The 26,158-nt window shown below is 61.8% G+C and carries 21 protein-coding genes; 10 read left to right on the top strand and 11 right to left on the bottom strand.

All coding sequences use genetic code 11. The annotated features are described in order from the left end of the window. Window positions 1-99 precede the first annotated feature (99 nt). The 5 genes from AD663_RS20805 to arcD (AD663_RS20785) form a co-directional block, all read right to left on the bottom strand. Window positions 100-459 (bottom strand): DUF5064 family protein, encoded by a 360-nt coding sequence (locus tag AD663_RS20805; protein ID WP_003184645.1) that lies wholly within the window; start codon window positions 457-459, stop codon window positions 100-102. Window positions 460-523: 64 nt separating this feature from the next. Beyond that, on the bottom strand, window positions 524-1,453 hold the full coding sequence (arcC, locus tag AD663_RS20800; protein ID WP_053214513.1) for a carbamate kinase: 930 nt from the start codon (window positions 1,451-1,453) through the stop codon (window positions 524-526). 162 nt (window positions 1,454-1,615) lie between these two features. Next, window positions 1,616-2,626, bottom strand: a complete 1,011-nt coding sequence (locus AD663_RS20795; protein ID WP_003184642.1) for an ornithine carbamoyltransferase — start codon at window positions 2,624-2,626, stop codon at window positions 1,616-1,618. A 68-nt stretch (window positions 2,627-2,694) separates the two neighbouring features. Beyond that, complete coding sequence (gene arcA / locus AD663_RS20790) at window positions 2,695-3,951, bottom strand: arginine deiminase (protein WP_053214464.1); 1,257 nt, start codon at window positions 3,949-3,951, stop codon at window positions 2,695-2,697. Window positions 3,952-3,982: 31 nt separating this feature from the next. Beyond that, the gene (gene arcD / locus AD663_RS20785; RefSeq protein WP_053214463.1) at window positions 3,983-5,410 is read right to left on the bottom strand and encodes an arginine-ornithine antiporter; all 1,428 of its coding nucleotides are present in this window, start codon (window positions 5,408-5,410) and stop codon (window positions 3,983-3,985) included. Window positions 5,411-5,808: 398 nt separating this feature from the next. Between arcD (AD663_RS20785) and arcD (AD663_RS20780) the strand changes: the two genes are divergently transcribed. After that, window positions 5,809-7,236 carry an arginine-ornithine antiporter gene (gene arcD / locus AD663_RS20780; protein ID WP_053214462.1) on the top strand — a complete coding sequence of 476 codons (1,428 nt, stop codon included), beginning with the start codon at window positions 5,809-5,811 and terminating at the stop codon, window positions 7,234-7,236. A gap of 32 nt (window positions 7,237-7,268) precedes the next feature. Here the strand turns inward: arcD (AD663_RS20780) and AD663_RS20775 are convergent, their stop codons facing one another. The 6 genes from AD663_RS20775 to gap all read right to left on the bottom strand — a co-directional run bounded on the left by AD663_RS20775 (window position 7,269) and on the right by gap (window position 14,790). Next, a complete protein-coding gene (locus tag AD663_RS20775) occupies window positions 7,269-8,615 on the bottom strand; it encodes a CoA transferase (RefSeq protein ID WP_003184635.1) in 1,347 nt (448 codons plus the stop codon). Window positions 8,616-8,710: 95 nt separating this feature from the next. Beyond that, window positions 8,711-9,301: a biliverdin-producing heme oxygenase gene (locus tag AD663_RS20770; RefSeq protein ID WP_003184631.1), complete on the bottom strand. Its 591-nt coding sequence runs from the start codon at window positions 9,299-9,301 to the stop codon at window positions 8,711-8,713. Window positions 9,302-9,347: 46 nt separating this feature from the next. Continuing rightward, entirely contained in the window at window positions 9,348-11,942 is a 2,595-nt protein-coding gene (locus AD663_RS20765) for a TonB-dependent receptor (RefSeq protein WP_053214461.1), read from the bottom strand. A gap of 119 nt (window positions 11,943-12,061) precedes the next feature. Next, a complete protein-coding gene (locus AD663_RS20760) occupies window positions 12,062-12,967 on the bottom strand; it encodes a FecR domain-containing protein (RefSeq protein ID WP_157062734.1) in 906 nt (301 codons plus the stop codon). A gap of 96 nt (window positions 12,968-13,063) precedes the next feature. Continuing rightward, entirely contained in the window at window positions 13,064-13,588 is a 525-nt protein-coding gene (locus AD663_RS20755) for an RNA polymerase sigma factor (protein ID WP_053214459.1), read from the bottom strand. Between the two features lie 200 nt (window positions 13,589-13,788). Further along, a complete protein-coding gene (gene gap / locus AD663_RS20750) occupies window positions 13,789-14,790 on the bottom strand; it encodes a type I glyceraldehyde-3-phosphate dehydrogenase (protein ID WP_003184623.1) in 1,002 nt (333 codons plus the stop codon). A 232-nt stretch (window positions 14,791-15,022) separates the two neighbouring features. Between gap and edd the strand changes: the two genes are divergently transcribed. The 9 genes from edd to AD663_RS20705 all read left to right on the top strand — a co-directional run bounded on the left by edd (window position 15,023) and on the right by AD663_RS20705 (window position 26,157). Next, complete coding sequence (edd, locus tag AD663_RS20745) at window positions 15,023-16,849, top strand: phosphogluconate dehydratase (protein WP_053214458.1); 1,827 nt, start codon at window positions 15,023-15,025, stop codon at window positions 16,847-16,849. Continuing rightward, the gene (locus AD663_RS20740; RefSeq protein ID WP_053214457.1) at window positions 16,846-17,805 is read left to right on the top strand and encodes a glucokinase; all 960 of its coding nucleotides are present in this window, start codon (window positions 16,846-16,848) and stop codon (window positions 17,803-17,805) included. Before edd ends, AD663_RS20740 begins: the two co-directional genes overlap by 4 nt. A 181-nt stretch (window positions 17,806-17,986) precedes the next feature. Further along, complete coding sequence (locus AD663_RS20735) at window positions 17,987-18,718, top strand: response regulator (protein ID WP_003184616.1); 732 nt, start codon at window positions 17,987-17,989, stop codon at window positions 18,716-18,718. Then, complete coding sequence (locus AD663_RS20730) at window positions 18,708-20,177, top strand: ATP-binding protein (RefSeq protein WP_053214456.1); 1,470 nt, start codon at window positions 18,708-18,710, stop codon at window positions 20,175-20,177. The genes AD663_RS20735 and AD663_RS20730 overlap by 11 nt, the downstream gene beginning before the upstream one ends. Before the next feature lie 238 nt (window positions 20,178-20,415). After that, complete coding sequence (locus tag AD663_RS20725; RefSeq protein WP_053214455.1) at window positions 20,416-21,675, top strand: AGE family epimerase/isomerase; 1,260 nt, start codon at window positions 20,416-20,418, stop codon at window positions 21,673-21,675. Between the two features lie 116 nt (window positions 21,676-21,791). Continuing rightward, window positions 21,792-23,093 carry an ABC transporter substrate-binding protein gene (locus tag AD663_RS20720; protein WP_003184610.1) on the top strand — a complete coding sequence of 434 codons (1,302 nt, stop codon included), beginning with the start codon at window positions 21,792-21,794 and terminating at the stop codon, window positions 23,091-23,093. A gap of 154 nt (window positions 23,094-23,247) precedes the next feature. Then, a complete protein-coding gene (locus AD663_RS20715; protein ID WP_053214454.1) occupies window positions 23,248-24,156 on the top strand; it encodes a carbohydrate ABC transporter permease in 909 nt (302 codons plus the stop codon). Next, window positions 24,149-24,994, top strand: a complete 846-nt coding sequence (locus tag AD663_RS20710; protein WP_053214453.1) for a carbohydrate ABC transporter permease — start codon at window positions 24,149-24,151, stop codon at window positions 24,992-24,994. Before AD663_RS20715 ends, AD663_RS20710 begins: the two co-directional genes overlap by 8 nt. A 2-nt stretch (window positions 24,995-24,996) precedes the next feature. Continuing rightward, a complete protein-coding gene (locus tag AD663_RS20705; protein ID WP_053214452.1) occupies window positions 24,997-26,157 on the top strand; it encodes an ABC transporter ATP-binding protein in 1,161 nt (386 codons plus the stop codon). Window position 26,158 lies beyond the last annotated feature (1 nt).

Below are 26,158 nucleotides of genomic sequence, written 5' to 3'. Positions count from 1 at the left end.
AGCGGGCTTGCTCGCGAAAGCGGTGGGTCAGTCACTTTAATGTTGGAGGTTGTTCCGTCTTCGCGAGCAAGCCCGCTCCCACAAGGGTTAGCGGTGTTCTTAACTCAAGTGTTCAGGCTTCATCGGATCGCCCGGCTTGACGTCCAGTTGATGGCGAACGTCTTCGAACATTTCGTCGTAGTACTTGTGCATCGAACCGATGCTGGCGGTCTTGGGCAAGCCATATTTCTGCGCGATGCGGGTGGCATGGCGGGCAAAGTCGAAGGCTTGGTCCTTGGCCAGGAAGAACGTCTCGTCCAAGGTCTTGTCCTCGACGGTGCCATGCACCCGAAACGACATACCCGCGCCCTCCTTGGGATCCTGCTCGAGCGTGTAGTCGATGCACAGGTTGTAGCTGAAATCCTCCTTGTTCAGCGCATGGCGCTCCATGTGCAGGTGACCGGGTTCGAACATGGCCATAAGCGTTTCTCCTTTGAAGGCATGGAGAACGGCAGACACCGCGCCTGCCGCATAAGTTTTCCCTTTATCGATAAACAATTCCCGGCGTGGCCGTGCTGATGCGCGTGCCGGCAGTGCCTTGGACAATAGCATCGATGTCTGCCAACGACCCGATCACCGCAACCTTGCCAGTGTTGCGCGCAAATTCGCAGGCCGCTTGCACCTTCGGTCCCATGGAACCCGCAGCGAAACCGAGTTTTTCCAGATCGTCGGGGTGAGCCTGGACGATGGCTTGCTGGGTCGGTTTGCCAAAGTCGATGTATGCCGCATTGACGTCAGTGGCGATGACCAGCAGATCGCTTTCCAGCTGTTCGGCCAGCAGCGCCGAGCACAGGTCTTTGTCGATCACCGCTTCCACGCCTTGCAGCTTGCCGTTCGCGTCGTACATCGTCGGAATGCCGCCACCGCCGGCGCAGATCACGATGCTGCCTTTTTCCAGTAGCCATTTGATCGGGCGGATTTCAAAGATGCGCTTGGGTCGTGGGCTGGCGACCACCCGGCGGAACTTGTCGCCGTCCGGGGCGATGGCCCAGCCTTTTTCAGCGGCCAGTTTTTGCGCCTCTGCCTGGCTGTAGACCGGGCCGATGGGCTTGGTGGGGTTCTGAAAAGCCGGATCGTTGCCATCCACCTCGACCTGGGTCAGCAGCGTGGCGAACGGCACCTCGAAATCCAGCAGATTGCCGAGTTCCTGTTCGATGATGTAGCCGATCATGCCTTCGGTTTCGGCGCCGAGGACGTCCAGTGGATATGGCGTGACCGAGGTGTAGGCCGCGGCCTGCAACGACAGCAGGCCCACCTGCGGGCCGTTGCCGTGGGCGATGACCAGTTGGTTGCCGGCGTGGACTTTCGCGATCTGCTCGGTGGCGGTGCGGATGTTGCTGCGTTGGTTCTCTGCGGTCATGGGCTCGCCCCGACGCAGAAGGGCGTTACCGCCCAGGGCAATGACGATGCGCATGGTGTTGTCCTCTGACAGATACATAACGGACGACTCGGTCCCTTGTGGGAGCGGGCTTGCCCGCGGAGGCGGAATAACAGGCACAGTTCCTTCGACTGACACACCGCTTTCGCGAGCAAGCCCGCTCCCACACTGGATTGCATTCCAGCGGGGAGGGCGCCTTCAGATATCCGCCAGCGCCGACACCAGGATCGCCTTGATGGTGTGCATGCGGTTTTCCGCTTGTTCGAAGGCGATGTTGGCCGGGGATTCGAAGACGTCCTCGGTGACTTCCACGCCGTTGGCCAGGTTCGGATAGCGGGCGGCGATGTCTTTGCCGACCTTGGTTTCGCTGTTATGAAACGCCGGCAGGCAGTGCATGAATTTCACCCGTGGGTTGCCCGAGGCTTTCATCATCTGCGCGTTGACTTGGTAGGGCAGCAGTTGCTCGATACGCTCATCCCAGGCCTCCACCGGCTCGCCCATGGACACCCAAATGTCGGTGTGGATGAAGTCCACGCCCTTGACGGCTTCCTTGGGGTCTTCGGTGATGGTGATGCGCGCGCCGCTTTCGACGGCGAAGGCCTGGCACTGGTCGATGAAGTCCTGATGCGGCCACAAGGCTTTCGGCGCGCCGATGCGCACGTCCATGCCCAGCTTGGCGCCGATCATCAGCAGCGAATTGCCCATGTTGTAGCGGGCATCGCCCAGGTAGGCATAGCTGATGTCATGCAGCGGCTTGTCGCTGTGTTCACGCATGGTCAGGGTGTCGGCGATCATCTGGGTGGGGTGGAATTCGGCGGTCAGGCCGTTGAACACCGGTACTCCGGCGAACTTGGCCAGTTCCTCGACGATTTCCTGTTCGAAGCCACGGTACTCGATGGCGTCGAACATCCGGCCCAGCACCCGGGCGGTATCTTTCATGCTCTCCTTGTGGCCGATCTGCGACGACACCGGATCGATGTAGGTGACGTGGGCGCCCTGATCGTGGGCCGCGACCTCAAAGGCGCAGCGGGTACGGGTCGAGGTCTTTTCGAAAATCAGCGCGATGTTCTTGCCCTTGAGGTGTGGCTGTTCGGTGCCGGTGTATTTGGCGCGCTTGAGGTCACGGGACAGGTCCAGCAGAAAGTGCAGCTCGCGGTTGGTGTGGTGCATCAAACTCAGCAGGCTACGGTTACGCATGTTGAAAGCCATGATGGATCTCCTTGGGTTTCGGTTATCCCCTTGGGCGCTGCCGGATAAGCAGCGGCCAAGGCCAAAAATCAGTAGTCGATAGGGTCGCGGATGATCGGGCAGGTCATGCAATGGCCGCCGCCGCGGCCCCGGCCCAGTTCGCTGGCGCTGATGGTGATGACTTCCACCCCGGCCTTGCGCAGCAGGGTGTTGGTGTAGGTGTTGCGGTCGTAGCCGATCACCACGCCCGGTTCCAGGGCCACCACGTTGTTGCCGTCGTCCCATTGTTCGCGCTCGGCGGCGAAGCTGTTGCCGCCGGTTTCCACTATTCGCAGCGCCGGCAGCTTGAGGGCGGCGGCCACGGTGTCGAGGAAACTGCCTTCCTCGCGGCGCACGTCGATGCCGCCGGGTTTGCTCTCGTCAGGGCGCAGGGAGAAGGCGACGATCTGGCTCACCACTTCCGGGAAAATCGTTACCAGGTCGCGGTCACAGAAACTGAAGACGGTGTCCAGGTGCATCGCGGCGCGGGATTTTGGCAAGCCGGCAACAATGACCCGTTCCACCGCTTTGTGCTTGAACAGGTTCAGCGCCAACTGGCCGATGGCCTGGCGGGACGAGCGTTCGCCCATGCCGATCAGCACCACGCCGTTGCCGATAGGCATCACGTCGCCGCCTTCAAGGGTCGCGTTGCCGTGCTCTTGGTCGGGGTCGCCGTACCAGATCTGGAAATCGGCGTTCGTGAACTCGGGATGGAATTTGTAGATGGCGCTGGCCAGCAAGGTTTCCTGGCGTCGCGCCGGCCAGTACATCGGGTTCAGCGTCACGCCACCGTAGATCCAGCAAGTGGTATCGCGGGTGAACTGGGTGTTGGGCAGCGGCGGCAGGATGAAGCTGGAGTGCCCGAGGAAGTCGCGGAACATCTGGATGGTCTTGCCACCGAAGCTGTCCGGCAGATCGTCTGCCGAGACGCCGCCGATCAGGAATTCAGCGATATGGCGCGGCTCCAGGCTGCGCAGCCACGAGCCGACTTCATTCACCAGGCCCAGGCCCACCGAGTTGGCAGTGATCTTGCGTTGCAGGATCCAGTCCAGGGCTTCGGGGATGGCGACGATGTCGGTCAGCAGGTTGTGCATTTCCAGCACGTCGATGCCTCGCTCGCGCATCTTGGTGACGAAATCGAAATGGTCGCGCTTGGCCTGGTTGACCCAGATCACATCATCGAACAGCAGCTCGTCGCAATTGTTGGGAGTCAAGCGCTGATGGGCGAGGCCTGGGGAGCACACCATGACTTTACGTAATTTACCGGCTTCGGAATGAACGCCGTATTTCACTTTTTCCGTGGTCATTACAAATCCTCCAGTGAAAACAATCAGTCAGCTACAAGGTCAGGAAGCCGTCGTAGAGCCCGTAGGCAGCCACCAGGGCACCTGCGATCACCGCGGCAAAAATCAGCTTCTCGACAGAGGTGAAAATCGGTTTGCCCAGCTCATGCTTGGCCTTGGCGAACAGGATCGCGCCGGGGGCATAGAGCAGGGCAGAGAGCAGCAAATACTTGATGCCGCCGGCGTACAGCAGCCACACCGCATAGACCAGGGCGATGGCACCGATGGCCAGGTCCTTGCGGCGTTCGGCCAGGGCGTTTTCATAGGTTTCGCCGCGCACCGCGAGCAACAGCGCGTAGGCCGCCGACCAGAGGTAAGGCACCAGGATCATCGAGGTGGCGAGGTAGATCAGTGACAGGTAGGTGCTGGCCGAAAACAGCGTGATGATCAGGAACAGCTGGACCATCGCGTTGGTCAGCCACAGGGCGTTGGCCGGGACATGATTGGCGTTCTCGCGACGCAGGAACGCCGGCATGGTGTGGTCCTTGGCGGCGGCGAACATGATCTCGGCGCACAACAACACCCATGACAGCAGCGCGCCGAGCAGCGAGATGACCAGGCCAACGCTGATCAGCACCGCGCCCCAATGCCCCACCACGTGCTCCAGCACGGCGGCCATGGACGGGTTCTGCAGTTTTGCCAGTTCCGGTTGGGTCATGATGCCCAGCGACAAAACGTTCACCAGCACCAGGAACAACAGCACGGTGATGAAGCCGATCACAGTGGCCTTGCCCACGTCCGAGCGTTTTTCGGCACGGGCGGAAAAGATACTCGCGCCCTCGATGCCGATGAACACCCACACGGTGACCAGCATCATGTGGCGTACCTGGGTCATCACGCTGCCCAGGTCCGGATTCTTCAGGCCCCAGATGTCGGCGGTGAAGATGTCGAGCTTGAACGCGAACACCGCGATCAATACGAACAACACCAGCGGCACGACCTTGGCGACGGTGGTGACCAGGTTGATGAACGCCGCTTCCTTGATCCCCCGCAGGACCAGGAAGTGCACCGCCCACAACAACACCGACGCGCCGATCACGGCTGCAACGGTATTGCCCTCACCGAAGATCGGGAAGAAGTAACCCAGGGTGCTGAACAGCAACACGAAGTAACCGACGTTGCCCAGCCAGGCGCTGATCCAGTAACCCCAGGCCGAGGAGAAGCCCATGTAGTCGCCAAAGCCGGCCTTGGCGTAGGCATACACGCCGCCGTCCAGGTCGGGCTTGCGGTTGGCCAGGGTCTGGAACACGAAGGCCAGGGTCAGCATGCCGACGGCGGTGATCGCCCAGCCGATCAACACGGCTCCGACGTCGGCGCTGGCGGCCATGTTTTGCGGCAGGGAAAAGATTCCCCCACCGATCATGGAGCCGACGACCAGTGCCACCAATGCACCCAATCGAAGTTTTCCGGGGGTATCAGACATTTGCGAGACTCCAATGCAGGAGAAGAGAGTCAGTAGGCTAAAACGAATTGAAACTTCAATAGCTGATCTGGATCAGTGCATGACAACATTCCATTGTTAATGAAAGAGTTATTACCGTCTCTCGGTCTTCATGAATTTTCCTGGAGGACCGTTCCAGAGCGGCTGGTGTGGTGCGATGGGGAGGTTTGATCTGCGGCGGTAATATTTCCGCTAGTTGATGAAAACCTGCTGCGCAACGAATGCCTGGGCGAGTGTCTGGACAAGAAAAGAGTTGCCGTCATGGCCTTTTTTATAAGCGTCTTGGAGAATGCCCGGCATAAGCCCTTGGGACTTAGCCCTGAATGACGCTATTTAAAATAGTCATGTCGTTTTATTTACATATTTGATAGTGAGAAAAGATGCCGCAGCCGATTGAGAAATTGCGACTCGGGGCGCTGGTTGCGCTGGTGGTGGGATCGATGATTGGCGGTGGGATTTTTTCCTTGCCGCAAAACATGGCGGCTCGGGCCGATGCCGGTGCGGTACTGATCGGCTGGCTCATTACCGCCGTCGGCATGCTGTCCCTGGCTTTTGTGTTCCAGACCCTGGCCAACCGCAAGCCCGGGCTGGACCCGGGTGTCTACGCCTACGCCAAGGCCGGGTTTGGCGACTACATGGGCTTCTCCTCGGCCTGGGGTTACTGGATCAGCGCCTGGCTGGGCAACGTCGGTTACTTCGTGTTGCTGTTCAGCACCCTGGGCTATTTCTTTCCGGTGTTCGGCCAGGGCAACACGCCGGTGGCCATCGCTTGCGCGTCGGCGCTGCTGTGGGCGGTGCATGGGCTGGTGCTGCGGGGTATCAAGGAAGCCGCGTTCATCAACCTGGTGACCACCATCGCCAAAGTGGTGCCGCTGGTGATGTTCATCGTCATCGCCGCCATAGCGTTCAAGGCCGAGATATTCACCCGGGACATCTGGGGCGCGATGAACCCGGACCTGGGCAGCGTAATGGACCAGGTGCGCCACATGATGCTGATCACCGTGTTCGTGTTCATCGGCATCGAGGGCGCCAGCGTCTATTCAGCGCGGGCGCAACGGCGTGCGGACGTAGGGCGGGCGACGGTCATTGGATTCGTCGGGGTGTTGGCGTTGCTGGTACTGGTGAACGTGTTGTCGTTGGGCATCATGACCCAACCGGAACTGGCAAGACTGCAAAACCCGTCTCTGGCCGGTGTCTTGGAACACATCGTCGGGCCCTGGGGCGCGTTGCTGGTCAGCCTGGGTTTGGCGGTATCGTTGCTGGGGGCGCTGTTGTCCTGGGCGCTGCTGTGCGCTGAAATCCTCTATGCCACTGCCCGGGACAAGACCATGCCGGCGTTCCTGACCAAAGAGAATGCCAACCATGCCCCGGTCAATGCCCTGTGGTTGACCAACGGCATGATTCAACTGTTTTTGCTGATTACCCTATTCTCCGAAGGTACGTACACCAGCCTGATCTACCTGTCGTCGTCGATGATTCTGGCGCCGTACCTGTGGTCAGCGGCCTACGCGGTATTGCTTTGCGCCCGGGGTGAAACTTATGAGCAGGGCTCGGCCCGGCGCGTGAAGGACCTGTTCGTCGGTGGCGTCGCGCTGTGCTACGCGGTGTGGCTGCTGTACGCCGGTGGTGTGAAATACCTGCTGCTGTCGGCGCTGTTGTATGCGCCCGGGATCATCCTGTTCGCCCAGGCCAAGCGCGAGCAGCGGCAGCCCTTGTTCACCCATATGGAAAAGGGAATCTTTGCCTGCGTGATGGCGGGGGCGGGCATGGCGGCTTATGGTTTGTACCGCGGCGTGCTGGTGCTGTAGAACTACTGCGGCTCCCTCACCACATGGGCACCTCACCACTGTGGGCGATGGGCCCCCAGTTCAGCCGCCGGGAGCGCCCATTGCACCGGCGTCCCGGTGATTTTCAGCGGCACGTGCAGCCGCTGGGCCGGGCCCCACGGCGTTTGTTCGATCAAGAGTCCTCGGTCGTCGCTGGCCTCGGGTCGCAATGGGGTCGGGTCCCCTGCGCCACGCTCGATCAACAGCTTTGCCGTGCGCGCCAGTGACAAGCGTGCCGAGCCGCCGTGACCATTGTGCAAGCGCCGGGATAGCAGCACCAGTGCGCTGGCCGCCAGCAGATAGCCGGTGCCGTGATCCAGTGCCTGCACCGGCAGTGGTGTCGGTTTGTCGGTGTGTTTCCAATTCATGCCCGCTTCGGCAACGCCGCTGCTCATCTGCACCAGGCTGTCGAAGCCGCGCCGGTTCTGCCACGGGCCGCTCCAGCCGTAGGCGTTGAGGCTGACATCAATCAGGCCCGGGGCGATCTGCTGGCGTTGCTCGGCGCCATAGCCCAGGTGCTCAAGGGCGTCGGCACGGTAGCCGTGCAGGAGGATGTCGGTGTCCTGGAGCAGTGCCTCGAATGTGGCTCGATCGTCGGCGCGATGAAGATCGAGGCGGGCGCAGCGTTTGCCCAGGGTGACTTCTGGCACCACGCCGGGTTCGTTCCAGGTCGGTGGGTCTATGCGCAGGACATCGGCACCCAGGCCCGCGAGGAAGCGGCTGGCGACAGGGCCGGCCAGGACGCGGGTCAGATCCAGTACCCGCACGCCCGCCAGCGGTCGCGCTACGGAGCCGAGCCAGGGTTCAGGCCGCTCGATGATGGACTTGCTCAACTGCACCAGCGGCTCGGCGTTCACCGCCATGCCTTGGGGATGCGCCTGCCATGCCTGCCATGAGCGCATCTCGGCGGCGCAACCGCCGGCGTCGACCACGGCCTGCTCCAGCTCGGCCTTGTTCCAGCGGGCCACTCGGGTCGCCATGTCGGCGCGGTCAACGCAGGGGCCGAGGACTTTTTCCGCCGCCAGTCGATGATGAGGGGCGTTGGTGTGCAGGCGAATCCAGCCGTCGGCGGTGGCATAGTCACCGGCCACTGGGTCCCACATCGGCGGCACGCTCCAGCCAATCGGACGCAGGGACGTGGAAAACCACAACGAGGCCAGGCGCCGGTCGACTTCGACAGGTGGCAGGCGGCCGGTCTGTTGGTGGATGAGCCCGGCGGTTGCCTGCCCGGCTGCAGCGATGCTGGCGCAGGCCAGCTCCGTGACGGCGAAGGCGGAGGACAACGCGCCTTCGCCGGTGAAGAGGATCGGCGTCATGGGCAAGCCGAGCGCGGCTTGCACGGACGTCAGCAGATCGGTCATCGAAAGCCCTCCAAAACCAGAGAGGGAGCATAGACCAAAAAAACGTGGCTGCCGTCATCGCAAGCAAGCTCGCTCCCGCAGGGAATGGTGGCGTTTCAGGCAAGCTCTGCTGTGTAAGCGTGTTCCAACAGCACCGTAAAGCGGTTGAACGCTGCCAGCGCGCCTTTGTCTGCCTCGGCTTCTTGCTGTTCGGTAAAGGCCAAGCCGTCGAGCGTGCGGGTGAAGGTTTTCCAGCCTTCGGCGCGCCCGCCCGCGGGTTCCGCCAGGTGCCGGGCGCCGAAGGTTTCGCTCAGCCCCAGGGCCGCGGCTCGCTTGATCAAAAACGCGGCGCCGAGCTTGGAGCCTTCGCCGACGAATAGCCAGCCGAGGGCTTCGGCTTGGGTCGGATTGTTCACCGCGCCAGCCACCGGCGCGGGGACTTCGGTGTCCAGGTCCGCGAGGTCGGCCTTGGCTGCTTCGGCCCGGCAGCGGGCCGGCAGGTCAGGGATCAAGGCGCATAGCCCTGGGTCGTTGTATAAAGCCACCAGTTCCGACTGGAACAGGTACTGGGCAACGACGAAACGGGCGAAGCTGGCCGGGGTTTCGAACGGGGCGTGGGCCTTGACCAGCGCGTCGAGCCTGCTGTGGGGCTCGTGGGTGATCTGGTTCAGGCGTTGGGACCGTAAAGCGGGATGGTGTGGGGTCATGAAAAATTCCTTTGAGTTCAGAACGTGGGGAAACCCGGCGGCTGGATCAGATATCCCAGATCAGATTGACGGCGAAGTTGCGCCCTGGCGCAGTCAGGCGGTCAAGGTTGGCGGGGCTCAGCACGGCAGCTTCGCCGACGCTGTCGTAGCCGCGCACGTCGTCCCATAGCCAATATTTTTTATCGGTGAGGTTGTAGAGGCCGCCGCTGACGGTGATGTCGGAAGTCACTTTGTAGAAACCGGTCAGGTCGAGAATGCCGAAGCCTGGAGTCTTGAACTGGCTGCTGACGCCGTCCGGAGACTTGAAGTTGCTGTCGTCGACGCGATCCTTTTGCTTGACCAGGGTCCAGCTGAGCAACGTGCCGTAGTGGTCTTGGTCGTACCCGAGGCCAAACACACCGGTCAGCGGGTTAATGCTGTTGAGCGGTTCGCCGGTATCGTTGTTGCGACCGTAGGCGTAGGCCACGGTGCCTTGGGTATACAAGCCCTTCGGCGCGCCCAGCACGTCCAGGTCCAGCCGTCCGCGAACCTCGGCGCCCTGGATGGTGGCGTGCTTGATGTTATTGCTCTGGAAGGTCAACTGGTCGGCGCCGGGCGTAATGGCGTCTTCGTTGATGAAATCGCGGTACTTGTTGTAGAACACCGCGACATCGAACGAGCCAGCGTCGAAACGCCCACGCAAGCCGGTCTCATAGCTTTTGCTTTTTTCCGGTTCCAGGTCCGGGTTGGGTCTGACGCTATACCCCACACCGGCATTGTCGAAACGGCCATACAAGGCCTTGGCGGTTGGGGTGCGGAAACCTTCGGCGTACTGGCCGTACCAGGTGTATTCCTCCGTCAGGGCGTATGTCAGGCCGAACTTGGGCGAGACGCGATGCCAGGTTTTGTTTTCATCGCTGACGTCACCGCCGGCGGTCGGGTCCACGGTCTTGAGGAATGCCTCGGTCAGATGCGGCTTGAGCTGGGTGTAGTCGTAGCGCAACGCGGGGGTGAACGTCCACTTGTCCCAATTGATCTGGTCCTGGGCGAACAGGCTGTAGGTATTGATGGTCGGGTCGGGGAAGTCGCTGGCCTTGGCCAGTACATCCGCTGTGCTGGTGGCACCCACGGCGGTGCAACCCCGGCCAACGGCCAGGCACACGCCATTGCCGCTGCGTGAGCCGGTGACTTTTTGTTGCTTGAGCGTCGTGCCGTAGGTCAGCACGTGATCGGTATCGGCGATGCGGAAGGCTTTGTCCAACTGCGTGTCGAAGACCCACTGCTTTTCTTCATAGAGGGTGTCCCGGGTGCGCAGGACCTGGCGGGTGATCGGGAAGTAGAACTCGGCGGTGCTCTGGTCGGTCTTGGCGACTTGGTGGTTCAGGCTCCACTTGAGGTGATCGGCCAGCAGGCTGTTCAGGGCGAAGCTGTGCTCCAGGCCAAAACGCTCACGGGTGATGGTGTCGTTGCCGGTGCGCCATTGGTACATGCCGCCGGGCAGCACCGAAACGGGAATGGCCGGTCGGCCGTTGGAGTAGGGCCCGCCATAGGCGCTTTTCAAGTCGGTATCGCGGTCGTCCTTGTACTTCTCATAGACCAGGCTCAGGCGCGCGTCATCGTTATAGTCCCAGCCGAGCTTGGCCAGCACATTACTGGCGCGCACGTCTTCCGGGTTGGCGGCGGTGCGGTCCAGGCCGGTGCCGTTATGGCTGCCATTGGATTCGGTTTCGTGGCCGTCGCGCTGGCTGTAGTGCAACAGGCCGTCGATCTGCCCGCTGCGGCCGGCAACGGTGGCGGACTTGAGCCAGCTCTCATCGGCGGAGCTGTAGCCTGTCTTCAAGCGGGCGCCTACGTCCTCGCCTGGCTTGATGATGTCGTCCGGATCGAGGGTGAAGTAGCTGACGACACCGCCAATGGCATTGCTGCCGTACAGCACCGAGGCCGGGCCGCGCAGGATTTCGACGCGCTTGATGATTTCCGGGTCGACGTAGTTGCGCTGGGTCTTGGCGTAGGGGCCGTTGAAGAAGCCATCGGGTATGGCTACGCCGTCGACCTGGGTCAGGATGCGGTTACCGTCGATGCCACGAATGTTGTAGCCGCTGATGCCGCCGCGCTGGCCCGCACCGCCCACCGAAACGCCGGGCTCGTAGCGCACCAGGTCCTTGAGGGTATTGACGTTGTTGCGGTCCAGTTCCTGGCGTTCATGGACGGTGACCGTACTGGGTACGCCGGTGATGGCCTGTTCCTGGCGGGTGGCGCTGATGGTTACCTGCGGCAGGTTCAACACGTTGCCGGCGCTGCGTTTTTCCAGGACGACGCTGTTGTCGCTCAGCTTGCGGTAGCTCAGGTGGGTCCCCAGTAACAGGCGTTCCAGGGCCTTTTCGGGCGACAGCGAGCCATTGACCCCCGGCGAGGCGACGCCTTCTGCCAATTGCGCCGGCAGGCCGACTTGCCAGCCAGTGACGGTGGTGAAGGCGTTCAGGGCCGAAACCAGGGGTTGCTCGGCGATGGCGAAGGTGTAATCGCCCATGCTGCGTGCAGGTGGTTGTGCGGCGGTGGCGGCCAGGACGGCCGGCGCGGTGACGGCCATGAGGATGGCGGCGGTCAATAACGACAGCGTGCAAGCAGGGGCAAGGAACCGGCAAGAAAGGCGAGAGGACATCGATAGCGCTCCGTGTCGCATCTGTTATAGGTGCAGATTCGCGTTGGTAGATGCGAATCAATTGCATTGGCTATAACGAGACGAACCAGCGGAGCCTATCGAGTAAAAATAATGCTCATTTAGTTGAGAATCACCAGCGCCGGGAATTCCTGAAGACGTGCCGAGGTGATCTGGGCCAGGGAGCGGACCACGTCCAAGGGCTGGTCGAGGCGGTAGTTTCCAGTCACCGCGACACTGGCCAACTGTTCGTTGTTGTTGATGATCCAGCCGGGGTAATAACGTCGTAGCTCGGCCAGCACTTCGCCAAGCGGCCGGTTTTCGAACACCAATCGACCCTGGACCCAGGCCAGGTCGGCAGCGGCATCGAGTCGGGCGGGGCGGTCGAAACCGTTGGGGCCGATGCGGATGCTCTCCCCGGCTGACAGTCGGACATGGGCATCGTTACGGTTGGCCCGCAGGTCTACGTCGCCACGCTGCACTTGGACCTGAGCCACGCCATTGAGGTAACGCACCGCGAACGTCGTGTCGCTGACGCTGGCCGTGACCGGGCCGGCATCGATTTCCAGCGGCAGGTTGCGATTGCCCGGCACCTCGAAAAGCGCCTCGCCTTTATACAGGCGGGCCACCTGCCGCTGGGCGTTGAACGTGCTGGAGAATGCCGAGTCGGTGTTAAGCAAGACCTGGGAGCCGTCCTCCAATTGCACCCGCTGGCGTTCACCGACCACCGTCAGGTGATCGGCCCGAAAGCGCAGGGGCAGGTCGCTGAAGTTGAACAGGCCGAGAAACAGCACGGCGGCGGTGGCCAGGGGTTTCCAGTGGGCACGCAGGCGTGACAGCGCGGTGACCTTGGGCGCGGCCTCCAGTTGACGGGCACTTTCCATCACTTGCGGTCCGTTCCAGATCGCCTGGGCCCGGGCGAACGCCTCGCCGTGGCGCGGATCGGCCGCCAGCCAGGCCTGGAACTGCTGCGTCTGCTCCGCGCTGGGGCTGTCCAGGACGATCAACCAATCCAGCGCCTGTTCCATGGCGTGGGCGGTTTCCGGCGCTGTGTCTGGTCGATGCTGGTTGTCCGTCACGGGAGTTCCTCGGAGTTGGCGATAAACGCGAGTGCAGCATGACGTCTAAAGATGACCGTCGCCGCTGCGGCCAGCCACGCCCACACAGATCGCCATAATCAGTTTCAGTTCCTTTTGCACCGTACTCAGGGACACGCCCAATCGCTGGGCGATGTGCTGATAGCTGTGGCCATGCAGGCGGCTGAGGATGAAAATCTGCCGCTGGCGTGGGCTCAAGGCTTGCAAGCTGACGTTCAGGCGTTCGAGCAATTGTTGGGCATGGGCCGCATCCTCGGCGCTGCTGTGGGGAGCCGCGATATTGTGGACGATCTCCTGGGGTACGTCGTCGAGCAGGGTCCGGGACTGGATACGGCGCGCGCGCAAATGGTCCAGCGCCAGGTTGCGAGCAGTCTGGAAGACGAAGGGTTCGAGATGCTCGATCGTACGCTCACCCAGTGCGCGGGTGACGCGCAGGTAGGTTTCCTGAAGCAGGTCTTCGGCGATGCTGGGGTGGCTGACCATTCGCTCGAGGGTGCGCAGCAGCGGCGTGCGCTGGGCGAGGAAGACATGATGAAAGCGCGATTGACTCACGGTAGGGCCCGATCCGGTTCGTGTAGATGATAATGCTTATCACCTACACGATGGGTCAAGCCTTGATTTCATTGCATCCTGTAACCCTGTGGGAGCGGGCTTGCCCGCGAAGACGGTGGGTCAGCTAACTCTCCGTCGACTGGCACTCCGCTTTCGCGAGCAAGCCCGCTCCCACAGAAAGCTCAAGGCTGCCGTGTCGGTTATTCCGCGTTACACAACGCCAGGCAGTTATCGAGCATGCGGTTGGAGAAGCCCCATTCGTTGTCATACCAGGCCAGTACCTTGAGCAGCTTGCCGCTGGCCTTGGTGTGGTTGGCGTCGAAGATCGACGACAGCGGGTTGTGGTTGAAGTCGCTGGAAACCAGCGGCAGGGTGTTATAGCCGAGGATCTTCGAATGCTGGCTGGCATGGCGCAGCAGTTCGTTGACTTCTTCGGCCGAGGCTTCGCGCTTGAGCTGTACGGTGAGGTCGACCAGGGACACGTTGATCACCGGCACGCGCACGGCCATGCCGGTCAGCTTGCCCGCCAGTTCCGGCAACACCAGGCCCACCGCTTCGGCGGCGCCGGTCTTGCTCGGGATCATGTTCTGGGTGGCCGAACGCGCGCGGTACGGGTCGCTGTGGTAGACGTCGGTCAGGTTCTGGTCGTTGGTGTAGGCGTGGATGGTGGTCATCAGGCCACTCTCGATGCCCAGCTCGCGATGCAGCACCTGGGCCACCGGGGCCAGGCAGTTGGTGGTGCACGAAGCATTGGAAATGATCTGGTGGGACTGGCGCAGGATGTCGTGGTTCACGCCATACACCACGGTGGCATCGGCACCCTTGGCCGGGGCCGAAATGATCACCTTGCGGGCACCGGCGCTGATATGCGCGGCGGCTTTGGCGCGATCGGTGAACAGGCCGGTGCATTCGAACACGACGTCGATCTTCTCGGCGGCCCAGGGCAGTTCGGCTGGGTTGCGGATGGCGCTGACCGAGATGCGATCGCCGTTGACCGTCAGGCTTTCGTGATCGTGCTGAACGTCGGCATCGAACGTGCCGTGAACGGTATCGAACTTGAGCAGATGGGCATTAATGGCACTGTCGCCCAGGTCGTTGATGGCGACGATCTGCAAGTCGCGACGGTAGCCTTGGGTATACAGTGCACGGAGGACGTTGCGGCCGATGCGGCCAAAACCATTGATTGCGATTCGAAGAGTCATTAACTGCGCCGCCGTCGATTTGTTGTTGGAATTACAAGATTATTCGCATAAAAATAGAAAACAAGCCTTTTTAGTGGCAATATTTTGTTTTATCTACAACGAGTGACCTGAATCAACTGGTCCGAGTGGTCAAGAAACCGTCTGTCGCCTGCCCTTGGCAGGTGTTCGCGACGGGCTTCTTGACCAGCATAGACAATCAGGTCGCCACACCCGCTAGCCTGGAGTTCTACACATGCATCCCCGCGTTCTTGAGGTCACCGAACGGCTTATCGCCCGCAGCCGCGCCACGCGCGAGGCTTACCTTGCATTGATTCGCGGTGCTGCCAGCGACGGCCCGATGCGCGGCAAGCTGCAGTGCGCCAACTTCGCCCACGGTGTGGCCGGCTGTAGCAGCGACGACAAGCAGCACCTGCGGATGATGAACGCCGCCAACATCGCCATCGTGTCCTCCTATAACGACATGCTCTCGGCCCACCAGCCCTACGAAACCTTTCCCGAGCAGATCAAGAGCGCCTTGCGCGAGATCGGCTCGGTCGGCCAGTTCGCCGGCGGCACGCCCGCGATGTGCGACGGCGTGACCCAGGGCGAGGCGGGCATGGAACTGAGCTTGCCGAGTCGCGAAGTGATCGCGTTGTCCACGGCGGTGGCGTTGTCCCACAACATGTTCGACGGTGCGCTGATGCTCGGCATCTGCGACAAGATCGTCCCGGGCCTGATGATGGGCGCGCTGCGCTTCGGTCACTTGCCGACGATCTTCGTACCCGGCGGGCCGATGGTCTCGGGTATTTCCAACAAGGAGAAAGCCGACGTTCGCCAGCGCTACGCCGAAGGCAAGGCCACCCGCGAAGAGCTGCTGGAATCGGAGATGAAGTCCTACCACAGCCCTGGCACCTGCACCTTCTACGGCACCGCCAACACCAACCAATTGCTGATGGAAGTGATGGGCTTGCACTTGCCGGGCGCTTCGTTCGTCAACCCGAACACCCCGTTGCGCGACGCCCTGACCCGCGAAGCGGCGTTCCAGGTCACGCGCCTGACCAAACAGAGCGGCAACTTCATGCCTATCGGCGAAATCGTCGATGAGCGGTCGCTGGTCAATTCCATCGTCGCGCTGCATGCCACGGGCGGTTCGACCAACCACACCCTGCACATGCCGGCCATCGCGATGGCGGCGGGCATCCAGTTGACCTGGCAGGACATGGCCGACCTCTCCGAAGTGGTGCCGACCCTGAGCCACGTCTATCCGAATGGCAAGGCCGACATCAACCACTTCCAGGCGGCGGGTGGCATGTCGTTCCTGATCCGTGAACTGCTCGAAGCCGGGTTGCTTCATGAAAACGTCAACACCGTGCTCGGTCACGGCCTGAGCCGCTACATCCAGGAGCCGTTCCTGGAGGAGGGCAAGCTGGTGTGGCGCGATGGCCCGATCGAAAGCCTCGATGAAAACATCCTGCGTCCGGTGGCCCGCGCGTTCTCGCCAGAGGGTGGGTTGCGAGTGATGGAAGGTAACCTGGGCCGTGGCGTGATGAAGGTTTCCGCGGTGGCGCTGGAGAATCAGGTTGTCGAAGCCCCGGCGATGGTTTTCCAGGATCAGCAGGACCTGGCCGATGCGTTCAAGGCCGGCCTGTTGGAGAAGGATTTTGTCGCGGTGATGCGCTTCCAAGGCCCGCGTTCCAACGGCATGCCGGAGCTGCACAAGATGACGCCGTTCCTCGGTGTGTTGCAGGACCGTGGCTTCAAAGTGGCATTGGTGACCGACGGGCGCATGTCGGGTGCGTCGGGGAAAATCCCGGCGGCCATTCATGTCAGCCCCGAAGCTTATGTCGGCGGCGCGTTGGCCCGGGTGCAGGAGGGCGATATCATTCGCGTCGACGGCGTCAAAGGCACTTTGGAACTGAAGGTGGACGCCGCGCAATTCGCCGCGCGCACGCCGGCCAAGGGCCTGTTGGGCAACAACATCGGCACCGGTCGCGAGCTGTTCGGTTTCATGCGCATGGCCTTCAGCTCGGCGGAGCAGGGCGCCAGCGCCTTTACTTCGGCCCTGGAGACGCTTAATTGAAATTGGCTTTGGTCGGTGACATCGGTGGGACCAACGCGCGTTTCGCGCTGTGGAAGAACCACAACCTGGAAAATATCCAGGTGCTGGCGACGGCGGATTACGCCTGCCCGGAAGATGCCATCAAGGTTTACCTGAGCGGCATGGGCATGGCGCCGGGGGCCATCGGCTCGGTGTGCCTGTCGGTGGCAGGCCCCGTGAGCGGTGATGAGTTTCGCTTCACCAACAATCACTGGCGCCTGAGCAACCTGGCGTTCTGTGAAATATTGCAGGTGGAGAAGCTGTTGCTGGTCAACGATTTCTCGGCCATGGCCCTGGGCATGACCCGTCTGCGTCCCGATGAATACCGGGTCGTGTGCGAAGGCACCCCCGAGCCCATGCGTCCGGCGGTGGTGATCGGGCCGGGCACCGGGTTGGGCGTCGGTACGCTGCTGGACCTGGGCGAAGGTCGTTTCGCGGCGTTGCCGGGGGAGGGCGGCCATGTCGACCTGCCGATGAGCAGCCCACGGGAAACCCAGCTGTGGCAGCACATCTACAACGAGATCGGCCATGTCAGCGCCGAAACCGCCTTGAGCGGCAGCGGCTTGCCTCGGGTGTACCGCGCCATTTGCGCGGTCGATGGCCATGCTCCAGTGCTCGATACCCCCGAATCCATCACCGCCGCGGGCCTGGCCGGCGACCCTATCGCCTTGGAAGTACTCGAACAGTTCTGCCGTTGGCTGGGGCGCGTGGCCGGCAACAATGTGCTGACGGTGGGAGGGCGCGGCGGTGTGTACATCGTCGGAGGGGTGATCCCACGGTTTGCCGATTTCTTCCTTGAAAGCGGTTTCGCTCGTTGCTTCGCCGACAAGGGCTGCATGAGCGATTACTTCAAGGGCATTCCGGTCTGGCTGGTAACGGCGCCCTATTCGGGCCTGATGGGCGCGGGTGTGGCGTTGGAGCAGTCTGCTCAATCTTGAAATTGAAATACGGACCCTGTGGGAGCGGGCTTGCTCGCGAAGGCGGTGTGTCATTCAACATTGTCGTTGCCTGACACTCCGCCTTCGCGAGCAAGCCCGCTCCCACAAAGGTTCTGTGGTGTTTGTACGGTCCAACCATCAGGCATAATCCGCCCCAACCCAAACAACAAGGACGAGGCCCGTGAGTTCAGTGAACAAATCGATTTTGTTGGTCGACGATGATCAGGAAATTCGCGAGCTGCTGGACACCTACCTCAGTCGCGCGGGTTTCCAGGTGCGTACCACGCCCGATGGCGCCGGGTTCCGCCAGGCGTTGAACGACGCTCCGAGCGACCTGGTGATTCTCGATGTGATGCTGCCGGATGAAGACGGCTTCAGCCTTTGCCGCTGGGTTCGCCAACACCCGCGCCAGGCCCATGTGCCGATCATCATGCTGACCGCCAGCTCCGACGAGGCCGACCGGGTCATCGGCTTGGAACTGGGGGCCGACGACTACCTGGGCAAGCCGTTCAGCCCGCGTGAATTGCAGGCGCGCATCAAGGCTTTGCTGCGCCGGGCGCAATTCGGCCAGGAACGCTCCGGCGGCGAAGTGCTGGCCTTCGACGAATGGCGACTGGACATGGTCAGTCACCGGTTGTTCCACACCGACGGCGAAGAGGTGATTCTCTCTGGCGCCGACTTTGCCCTGCTCAAGCTGTTCCTCGATCATCCCCAGGAAATCCTCGACCGCGACACCATCGGCAATGCCACCCGTGGTCGTGAACTGATGCCCCTGGACCGGATCGTCGACATGGCGGTCAGTCGCCTGCGCCAGCGCTTGCGCGACACCGACAAGCCGCCGCGGTTGATCCGTACGGTGCGCGGCAGCGGTTATCAATTGGCGGCCAGTGTGGTTGCCAGCAATGGTCACTGATTGGGTCAGGAAAGTCGTCCGGCGGGTGCCAGTGCCGCGTTCGTTGCTGGGTCGCATGCTGCTGCTGACTTTACTGGTGGTGCTGTTCGCCCAGACCCTTTCCAGCCTGATCTGGGTGTCGCAACTGCGCGCCACCCAGCTTGAGGGCCTGGTCACCAGCGCCCGCAGCCTGGCTCATTCGATGACCGCCAGCGTCAGCTACTTGCGTTCGTTGCCGGTGGCTTACCGGCCGCTGGTACTCGACCAATTGCGCAGCATGGGCGGTACGCGGTTTGTCGTCACGCTCAATGACAAGCCCCTGGGCATGGACGTGCTGCCGGTGACGCCACGCAAACTGGCGGTGCTCCAGGCGGTGGACGAAGTGCTGCGCCGGTCCTTGGGCCACAATGCCGACATTTCGGTGACATTCGTCAGCCCCGACGATCTGCGTATTTTCAACGCCGGGCTCAAGCTCGACGAACTGCCGCGCTCATGGGCGCACTATGCCTTGACCCTTGAACCGGTGAACCCGCCGGTGCTGGTCACGCAAATCCAAATGGCCCCCGGCGAATGGCTGTACATCGCCTCGTTGTTGCCGGAGCCCTATACCAGTCTCGAAGAGCAGGACCTGCCCAAGCAGCAGGTCGGCTTCATCGTGCTCACCAGCAGCTTGTTGCTGCTGTTCATCGGTTTGCTGGTCCACTGGCAGAGCCGGCCCCTCAAGCGGCTGGCCCGGGCGGCAAGGGATATGTCCCTGGGCGCCGAAGTGGAGCCCGTGGCCGAGGGCGGCGGCAGCGAAGTGGTGGAGGTGGGGCGGGCGTTCAACGCCATGCGCGAACGCATCAGCCGCTACCTGACCGAGCGCAGCCAATTGTTCAGCGCGATCTCCCATGACTTGCGCACGCCGATCACCCGGTTGCGCTTGCGGGTCGAGTTGTTGGAAGACGAAAACCTGCAAGCCAAGTTCGGCCGTGACCTGGACGAGCTGGAGTTGCTGGTCAAGGGCGCGCTGCAATGCGTGAAGGACACCGACATCCACGAAAACATCGAACCTGTGGACCTCAACCATGTGCTCGATTGCCTGGTCGAACCGTATCTGGCGCCCCACGGCAACGGTCGCGTGACCCAGGATGGCCGGGCATTGGCGCCGTATCCCGGCAAGCCGCTGGCGCTCAAGCGGTGCATCGGCAACCTGATCGACAACGCGTTGAAGTATGGGCAGAACGCCCACCTGCACATCGATGACGACGAAGCCGCGTTCATCCTGCACGTCGACGACGAAGGCCCGGGCGTGCCGGAACAGCGCTTGGAGCAGGTGTTCGAACCGCACTTTCGCCTGGCCGGGCAGCAGCAGGGCTACGGCTTGGGCCTGGGTATCGCCCGCAACATCGCCCACAGCCATGGCGGCGAAGTGAGCCTGCAAAACCTGCGCGAGGGTGGGTTGCGGGTGACGCTGCAATTGCCTCGCAGTGTGGAATAGCGCAACCGCGTTATCGTTCTTCGCGAGCAAGCCCGCTCCCACATTGGCCCTCATTGGATGCGGACAATGTGTTCGGCCCCTGTGGGAGCGGGCTTGCTCGCGAAGACGCCATCAGCCTCAACACATGTCTGAGGGGAATGTCACAAGCCTGTGACATAACTCGCCCCTTTCGTTACCTGCCTCCCGTCATCCCTTGTTTAGACTCCCTGCGTCAAAACAACAAAAAAGGTACCCAACGATGGACACCTTCCAACCGGCCTTCAGCAGTTGGCTGAATGCGCCTGCCCACCAGCAATGGCTTGCCACCGAAGGCTTGCGGTTGCTGGCGTTCGCCAAGGCGTCGAAGCTGCCGGACGGCTTTGGCAACCTGGATGAGCTGGGTCGTCTGCCGGTCGATGCCCGGGCCGAGACCATGAACACCGCGCGCATGACCCACAGCTTCGCCATGGCGCACATCCAGGGCCTGCCCGGTTTCGCCGAGTTGGTGGACCACGGCGTCCAGGCCCTCGGCGGTTCGCTGCGGGACGCTGAATTCGGCGGCTGGTTTGCCACGGCGCAACCCGATGAAGACGCCACCGGCAAAGCCGCCTACCTGCACGCATTTGTCGCCCTGGCCGCCAGTTCCGCAGTGGTGGCCCAGCGTCCTGGCGCCCAGGCATTGCTGGACGAGGCGGTGCGGATCATCGACACGCATTTCTGGAGCGAGGAAGAGGGCGCCCTGCGTGAATCCTTCAACCGCGACTGGAGCGAGGAAGAGGCCTATCGCGGCGCCAACAGCAACATGCACGCCACCGAAGCCTTCCTGGCCCTGGCCGATGCCACGGACGACACGCGTTGGCTGGTCCGTGCGCTGCGCATTGTCGAGCGGGTGATCCACGATCACGCCGCCGCCAACGATTACCTGGTTGTTGAGCATTTCGACCGCCACTGGCAGCCGCTGCGCGAGTACAACCACGATAATCCCGCCGATGGTTTCCGCCCGTACGGCACCACCCCCGGCCATGGTTTCGAGTGGGCCCGGCTGTTGCTGCACCTCGAAGCCGCGCGAGTCCAGATTGGCATGCTGACCCCCGGCTGGTTGGCCCAGGATGCGCAAAAACTCTTCGACCAGAACTGCCGTCACGGCTGGAACGTCGATGGCGCGCCCGGCATTGTCTACACGCTGGACTGGGACAATCGCGCGGTGGTTCGCCATCGCCTGCATTGGGTCCATTGCGAAGCGGCCGCTGCTGCCAGTGCCTTGCTCAAGCGCACCGATGAGGCGAAGTACGAAGCCTGGTACCGACAATTCTGGGAGTTCTGCGACAAGCATTTCATCGACCGTTGCGATGGCAGCTGGCATCACGAACTCGATCCGCAAAATCGCCCGAGCGCCGATATCTGGGCGGGCAAGCCGGACCTGTACCACGCCTGGCAGGCGGTCTTGATTCCGCGCCTGCCCCTGGCACCGAGCATGGCGTCAGCCCTGGCGCGGTTGTCCAGGCCTTCGCCTGTGTAACCATGTCGTGACATTTGCACGTCCCTTCGTTACCTGTGAAGGGATTCCCTCTGATTAGAATCCATGCAGCGCAAGCACCAGACTTGCATGCATAACAACAAGAAAGGTAATTCTAGATGAATGCGATTTCTCGCCTCGCTACTGTCATTTCTCTTGCTTCCCTGCTTCCCGTCGCTGCGTTCCCTGTCACCACCCTTGCCGCCGAATCCAAAGGTTCCGTGGAAGTCGTTCACTGGTGGACGTCGGGTGGCGAAAAAGCCGCGGTCGATGTGCTCAAGGCCCAAGTGGAGAAAGACGGCTTTACCTGGAAAGACGGCGCTGTCGCCGGCGGTGGCGGTTCTACCGCGATGACCGTGCTCAAGAGCCGCGCCGTGGCCGGCAACCCACCGGGTGTCGCCCAGATCAAAGGCCCCGACATCCAGGAATGGGCGTCTACCGGCCTGCTCGATACCGACATCCTGAAAGACGTCGCCAAGGCCGAAAAGTGGGACAGCCTGCTCGACAAGAAAGTCTCCGATACCGTGAAGTACGACGGTGACTACGTCGCCGTGCCGGTGAACATCCACCGCGTCAACTGGCTGTGGATCAACCCGGAAGTCTTCAAGAAAGCCGGCATCACCAAGAACCCAACCACCCTGGAAGAATTCTACGCTGCTGGCGACAAGCTCAAGGCGGCGGGCTTCATTCCGCTCGCCCACGGTGGCCAGCCTTGGCAGGACAGCACCGTGTTCGAAGCCGTGGTGCTCTCGGTCATGGGGGCTGATGGCTACAAGAAAGCCCTGGTCGACCTGGACAGCAAGGCGCTGACCGGTCCGGAAATGGTCAAGGCGCTGACCGAGCTGAAAAAAGTCGCGACCTACATGGACGCCGACGGCAAGGGCCAGGACTGGAACCTGGAAGCGGCCAAGGTTATCAACGGCAAGGCCGGCATGCAGATCATGGGTGACTGGGCCAAGAGCGAATGGACCGCCGCCAAGAAAGTCGCTGGCAAGGACTACGAATGCGTAGCCTTCCCGGGCACCGACAAGGCCTTCACCTACAACATCGACTCCCTGGCGGTGTTCAAGCAGAAGGATAAAGGTACTGCGGCCGGCCAGCAGGACATCGCCAAGGTCGTGCTGGGTGAGAACTTCCAGAAAGTCTTCAGCATCAACAAAGGCTCGATCCCGGTTCGCAACGACATGCTGGCCGACATGGGCAAGTACGGTTTCGATTCCTGCGCCCAGACCGCTGCCAAGGACTTCCTGACGGACGCCAAGTCCGGCGGCCTGCAGCCGAGCATGGCGCACAACATGGCAACCACACTGGCGGTCCAGGGTGCGTTCTTCGACGTAGTGACCAACTACATCAACGACCCGAAAGCCGACCCGGCCGATGCTGCGAAGAAACTCGGCGCAGCGGTTCAGTCGGCCAAATAATCGTTAGCAACGCAGGCCCCCTGTGGGAGCGGGCTTGCTCGCGAAGGCGTCGTGTCAGTTGATACATCTATTGCCTGACACATCGCTTTCGCGAGCAAGCCCGCTCCCACAGGGAATGCCCTTGTAATCATTACCCTTTGTACTGGATTTCCCCATGAGTTCTGTTGCTGTGTTCAGCAAGGCCTCGCCGTTCGATGCACTGCAACGCTGGCTGCCAAAACTGGTGCTGGCGCCGAGCATGTTCATCGTCCTGGTGGGCTTCTACGGCTATATCTTGTGGACGTTCGTTCTGTCGTTCACCACTTCGACGTTCTTGCCGACCTACAAATGGGCGGGGCTGGCGCAATACGCACGGCTGATGGACAACGACCGCTGGTGGGTGGCGAGCAAGAACCTGGCGCTGTTCGGCGGCATGTTCATCGGCATCACCCTGGTGATCGGCGTACTGCTGGCGGTGTTTCTTGACCAGCGTATTCGTCGCGAAGGTTTCATCCGCACCATTTACCTGTATCCGATGGCGCTCTCGATGATCGTCACCGGTACCGCCTGGAAATGGCTGCTCAACCCAGGCATGGGCCTGGACAAATTGTTGCGTGACTGGGGCTGGGAAGGCTTCCGCCTGGATTGGCTGATCGACCCGGACCGTGTGGTTTATTGCTTGGTGATTGCGGCGGTATGGCAAGCCTCGGGTTTCATCATGGCGATGTTTCTCGCTGGCCTGCGGGGTGTCGATCAATCGATCATTCGTGCCGCGCAGATTGATGGCGCAAGCATGCCGCGTATCTACTGGAAAGTGGTGCTGCCAAGCCTGCGTCCAGTGTTCTTCAGCGCAGTGATGATCCTGGCGCACATCGCCATCAAGAGTTTCGACCTGGTGGCGGCGATGACAGCCGGCGGCCCGGGTTACTCCTCCGACCTGCCCGCCATGTTCATGTATTCCTTCACCTTCAGTCGCGGCCAGATGGGCATGGGCTCGGCCAGCGCAATCCTGATGCTCGGTGCGATTCTCGCAATCATCGTGCCTTACCTGTACTCCGAGCTGAGGACCAAGCGTCATGACTAGTCTCGCTGCCAAACCTTCCATCAGCCTGAGTCGGATCGCGATCTACGCGGTGTTGATCCTCGCCGTATTGCTGTACCTGGTGCCGCTGGTGGTCATGCTGCTGACCAGCTTCAAGACCCCGGAAGACATCAACACCGGTAACCTGCTGAGCTGGCCGACCGTAGTCACCGGCATCGGCTGGGTCAAGGCCTGGGCCACGGTCGACGGCTACTTCTGGAACTCGATCAAAATCACCGTCCCGGCGGTGCTCATCTCCACCGCCATTGGCGCATTGAACGGCTACGTGTTGTCGATGTGGCGTTTTCGCGGTTCGCAGCTGTTCTTCGGTCTGTTGCTGTTCGGTTGCTTCCTGCCGTTCCAGACCGTGCTGCTGCCGGCCTCGTTCACCCTCGGCAAGATGGGCCTGGCCAGTACCACCACCGGCCTGGTGTTCGTGCACGTGGTCTACGGCCTGGCGTTCACCACGCTGTTCTTCCGTAACTACTACGTCAGCATTCCCGATGCGCTGGTGAAGGCGGCGCGGCTGGATGGCGCGGGTTTCTTCACCATTTTCCGGCGGATCATCCTGCCGATGTCGACGCCGATCATCATGGTTTGCCTGATCTGGCAGTTCACGCAGATCTGGAACGATTTCCTGTTCGGTGTGGTGTTTTCCAGCGGTGATTCGCAGCCCATCACGGTGGCGCTGAACAACCTGGTCAACACCAGCACCGGGGCCAAGGAATACAACGTGGATATGGCGGCGGCGATGATCGCCGGGCTGCCGACCCTGCTGGTCTATGTGGTAGCAGGCAAGTATTTCGTGCGCGGCCTGACGGCCGGCGCAGTCAAGGGGTAATCATGGCAACGCTCGAACTTCGCAATGTAAACAAGACCTACGGTGCCGGCCTGCCGGACACCCTGAAGAACATCGAGTTATCGATCAAGGACGGTGAGTTCCTGATCCTCGTCGGACCTTCGGGCTGCGGCAAGTCGACGCTGATGAACTGCATCGCCGGGCTAGAGACCATCACCGGCGGCGCGATCATGATCGGTGACCAGGATGTCAGCGGCATGAGCCCCAAGGATCGCGACATCGCCATGGTGTTCCAGTCCTACGCGCTGTACCCGACCATGAGCGTGCGCGAGAACATCGAGTTCGGCCTGAAGATCCGCAAGATGAGCCAGGCCGCCATCGACGAAGAAGTCACTCGCGTGGCCAAGCTGTTGCAGATCGAGCACCTGCTCAACCGCAAGCCTGGCCAGCTTTCTGGTGGCCAGCAACAGCGCGTGGCCATGGGCCGGGCGCTGGCGCGGCGGCCGAAGATCTACCTGTTCGACGAACCGCTGTCCAACCTCGACGCCAAGCTGCGGGTCGAGATGCGCACCGAAATGAAACTGATGCACCAGCGCCTGAAGACCACCACGGTCTACGTGACCCACGACCAGATTGAAGCGATGACCCTGGGCGATAAAGTGGCGGTGATGAAGGATGGGATCATCCAGCAGTTCGGCACGCCAAAGGACATCTACACCAACCCGGCCAACCTGTTCGTGGCGAGTTTCATCGGCTCTCCACCGATGAACTTCATCCCGCTGCGCCTGCAACGCAAGGACGGTCGCCTATTGGCGTTGCTCGACAGCGGCCAGGCCCGTTGCGAGTTGCCGCTGGGCATGCAGGACGCCGGCCTTGAGGACCGCGAAGTGATCCTTGGCATGCGCCCCGAGCAGATCGTGCTGGCGGGCAGCGAGCCCAATGGCCTGCCGACCATTCGCGCCGAAGTCCAGGTCACCGAGCCTACCGGGCCGGACACCCTGGTGTTCGTCAACCTCAACGACACCAAGGTCTGCTGTCGCTTGGCGCCGGACGTCGCGCCGCAAGCCGGCGAAACCCTGACGCTGCAATTCGATCCATCGAAAGTGCTGCTGTTCGACGCCCAGTCCGGCGAGCGCCTGGGCGTGGCGGGTCAGCCGCAAACAGAAGGCCGCGCTGCGAATGTCGCGCAGTTCAAAGGTCGGTGAG

Source organism: Pseudomonas sp. Q12-87 (genome assembly GCF_001269755.1).
Classification (GTDB): domain Bacteria; phylum Pseudomonadota; class Gammaproteobacteria; order Pseudomonadales; family Pseudomonadaceae; genus Aquipseudomonas; species Aquipseudomonas fluorescens_S.
Note: the sequence above shows the minus strand (reverse complement) of the source record. Positions and strands in the feature narration are given on the sequence as shown.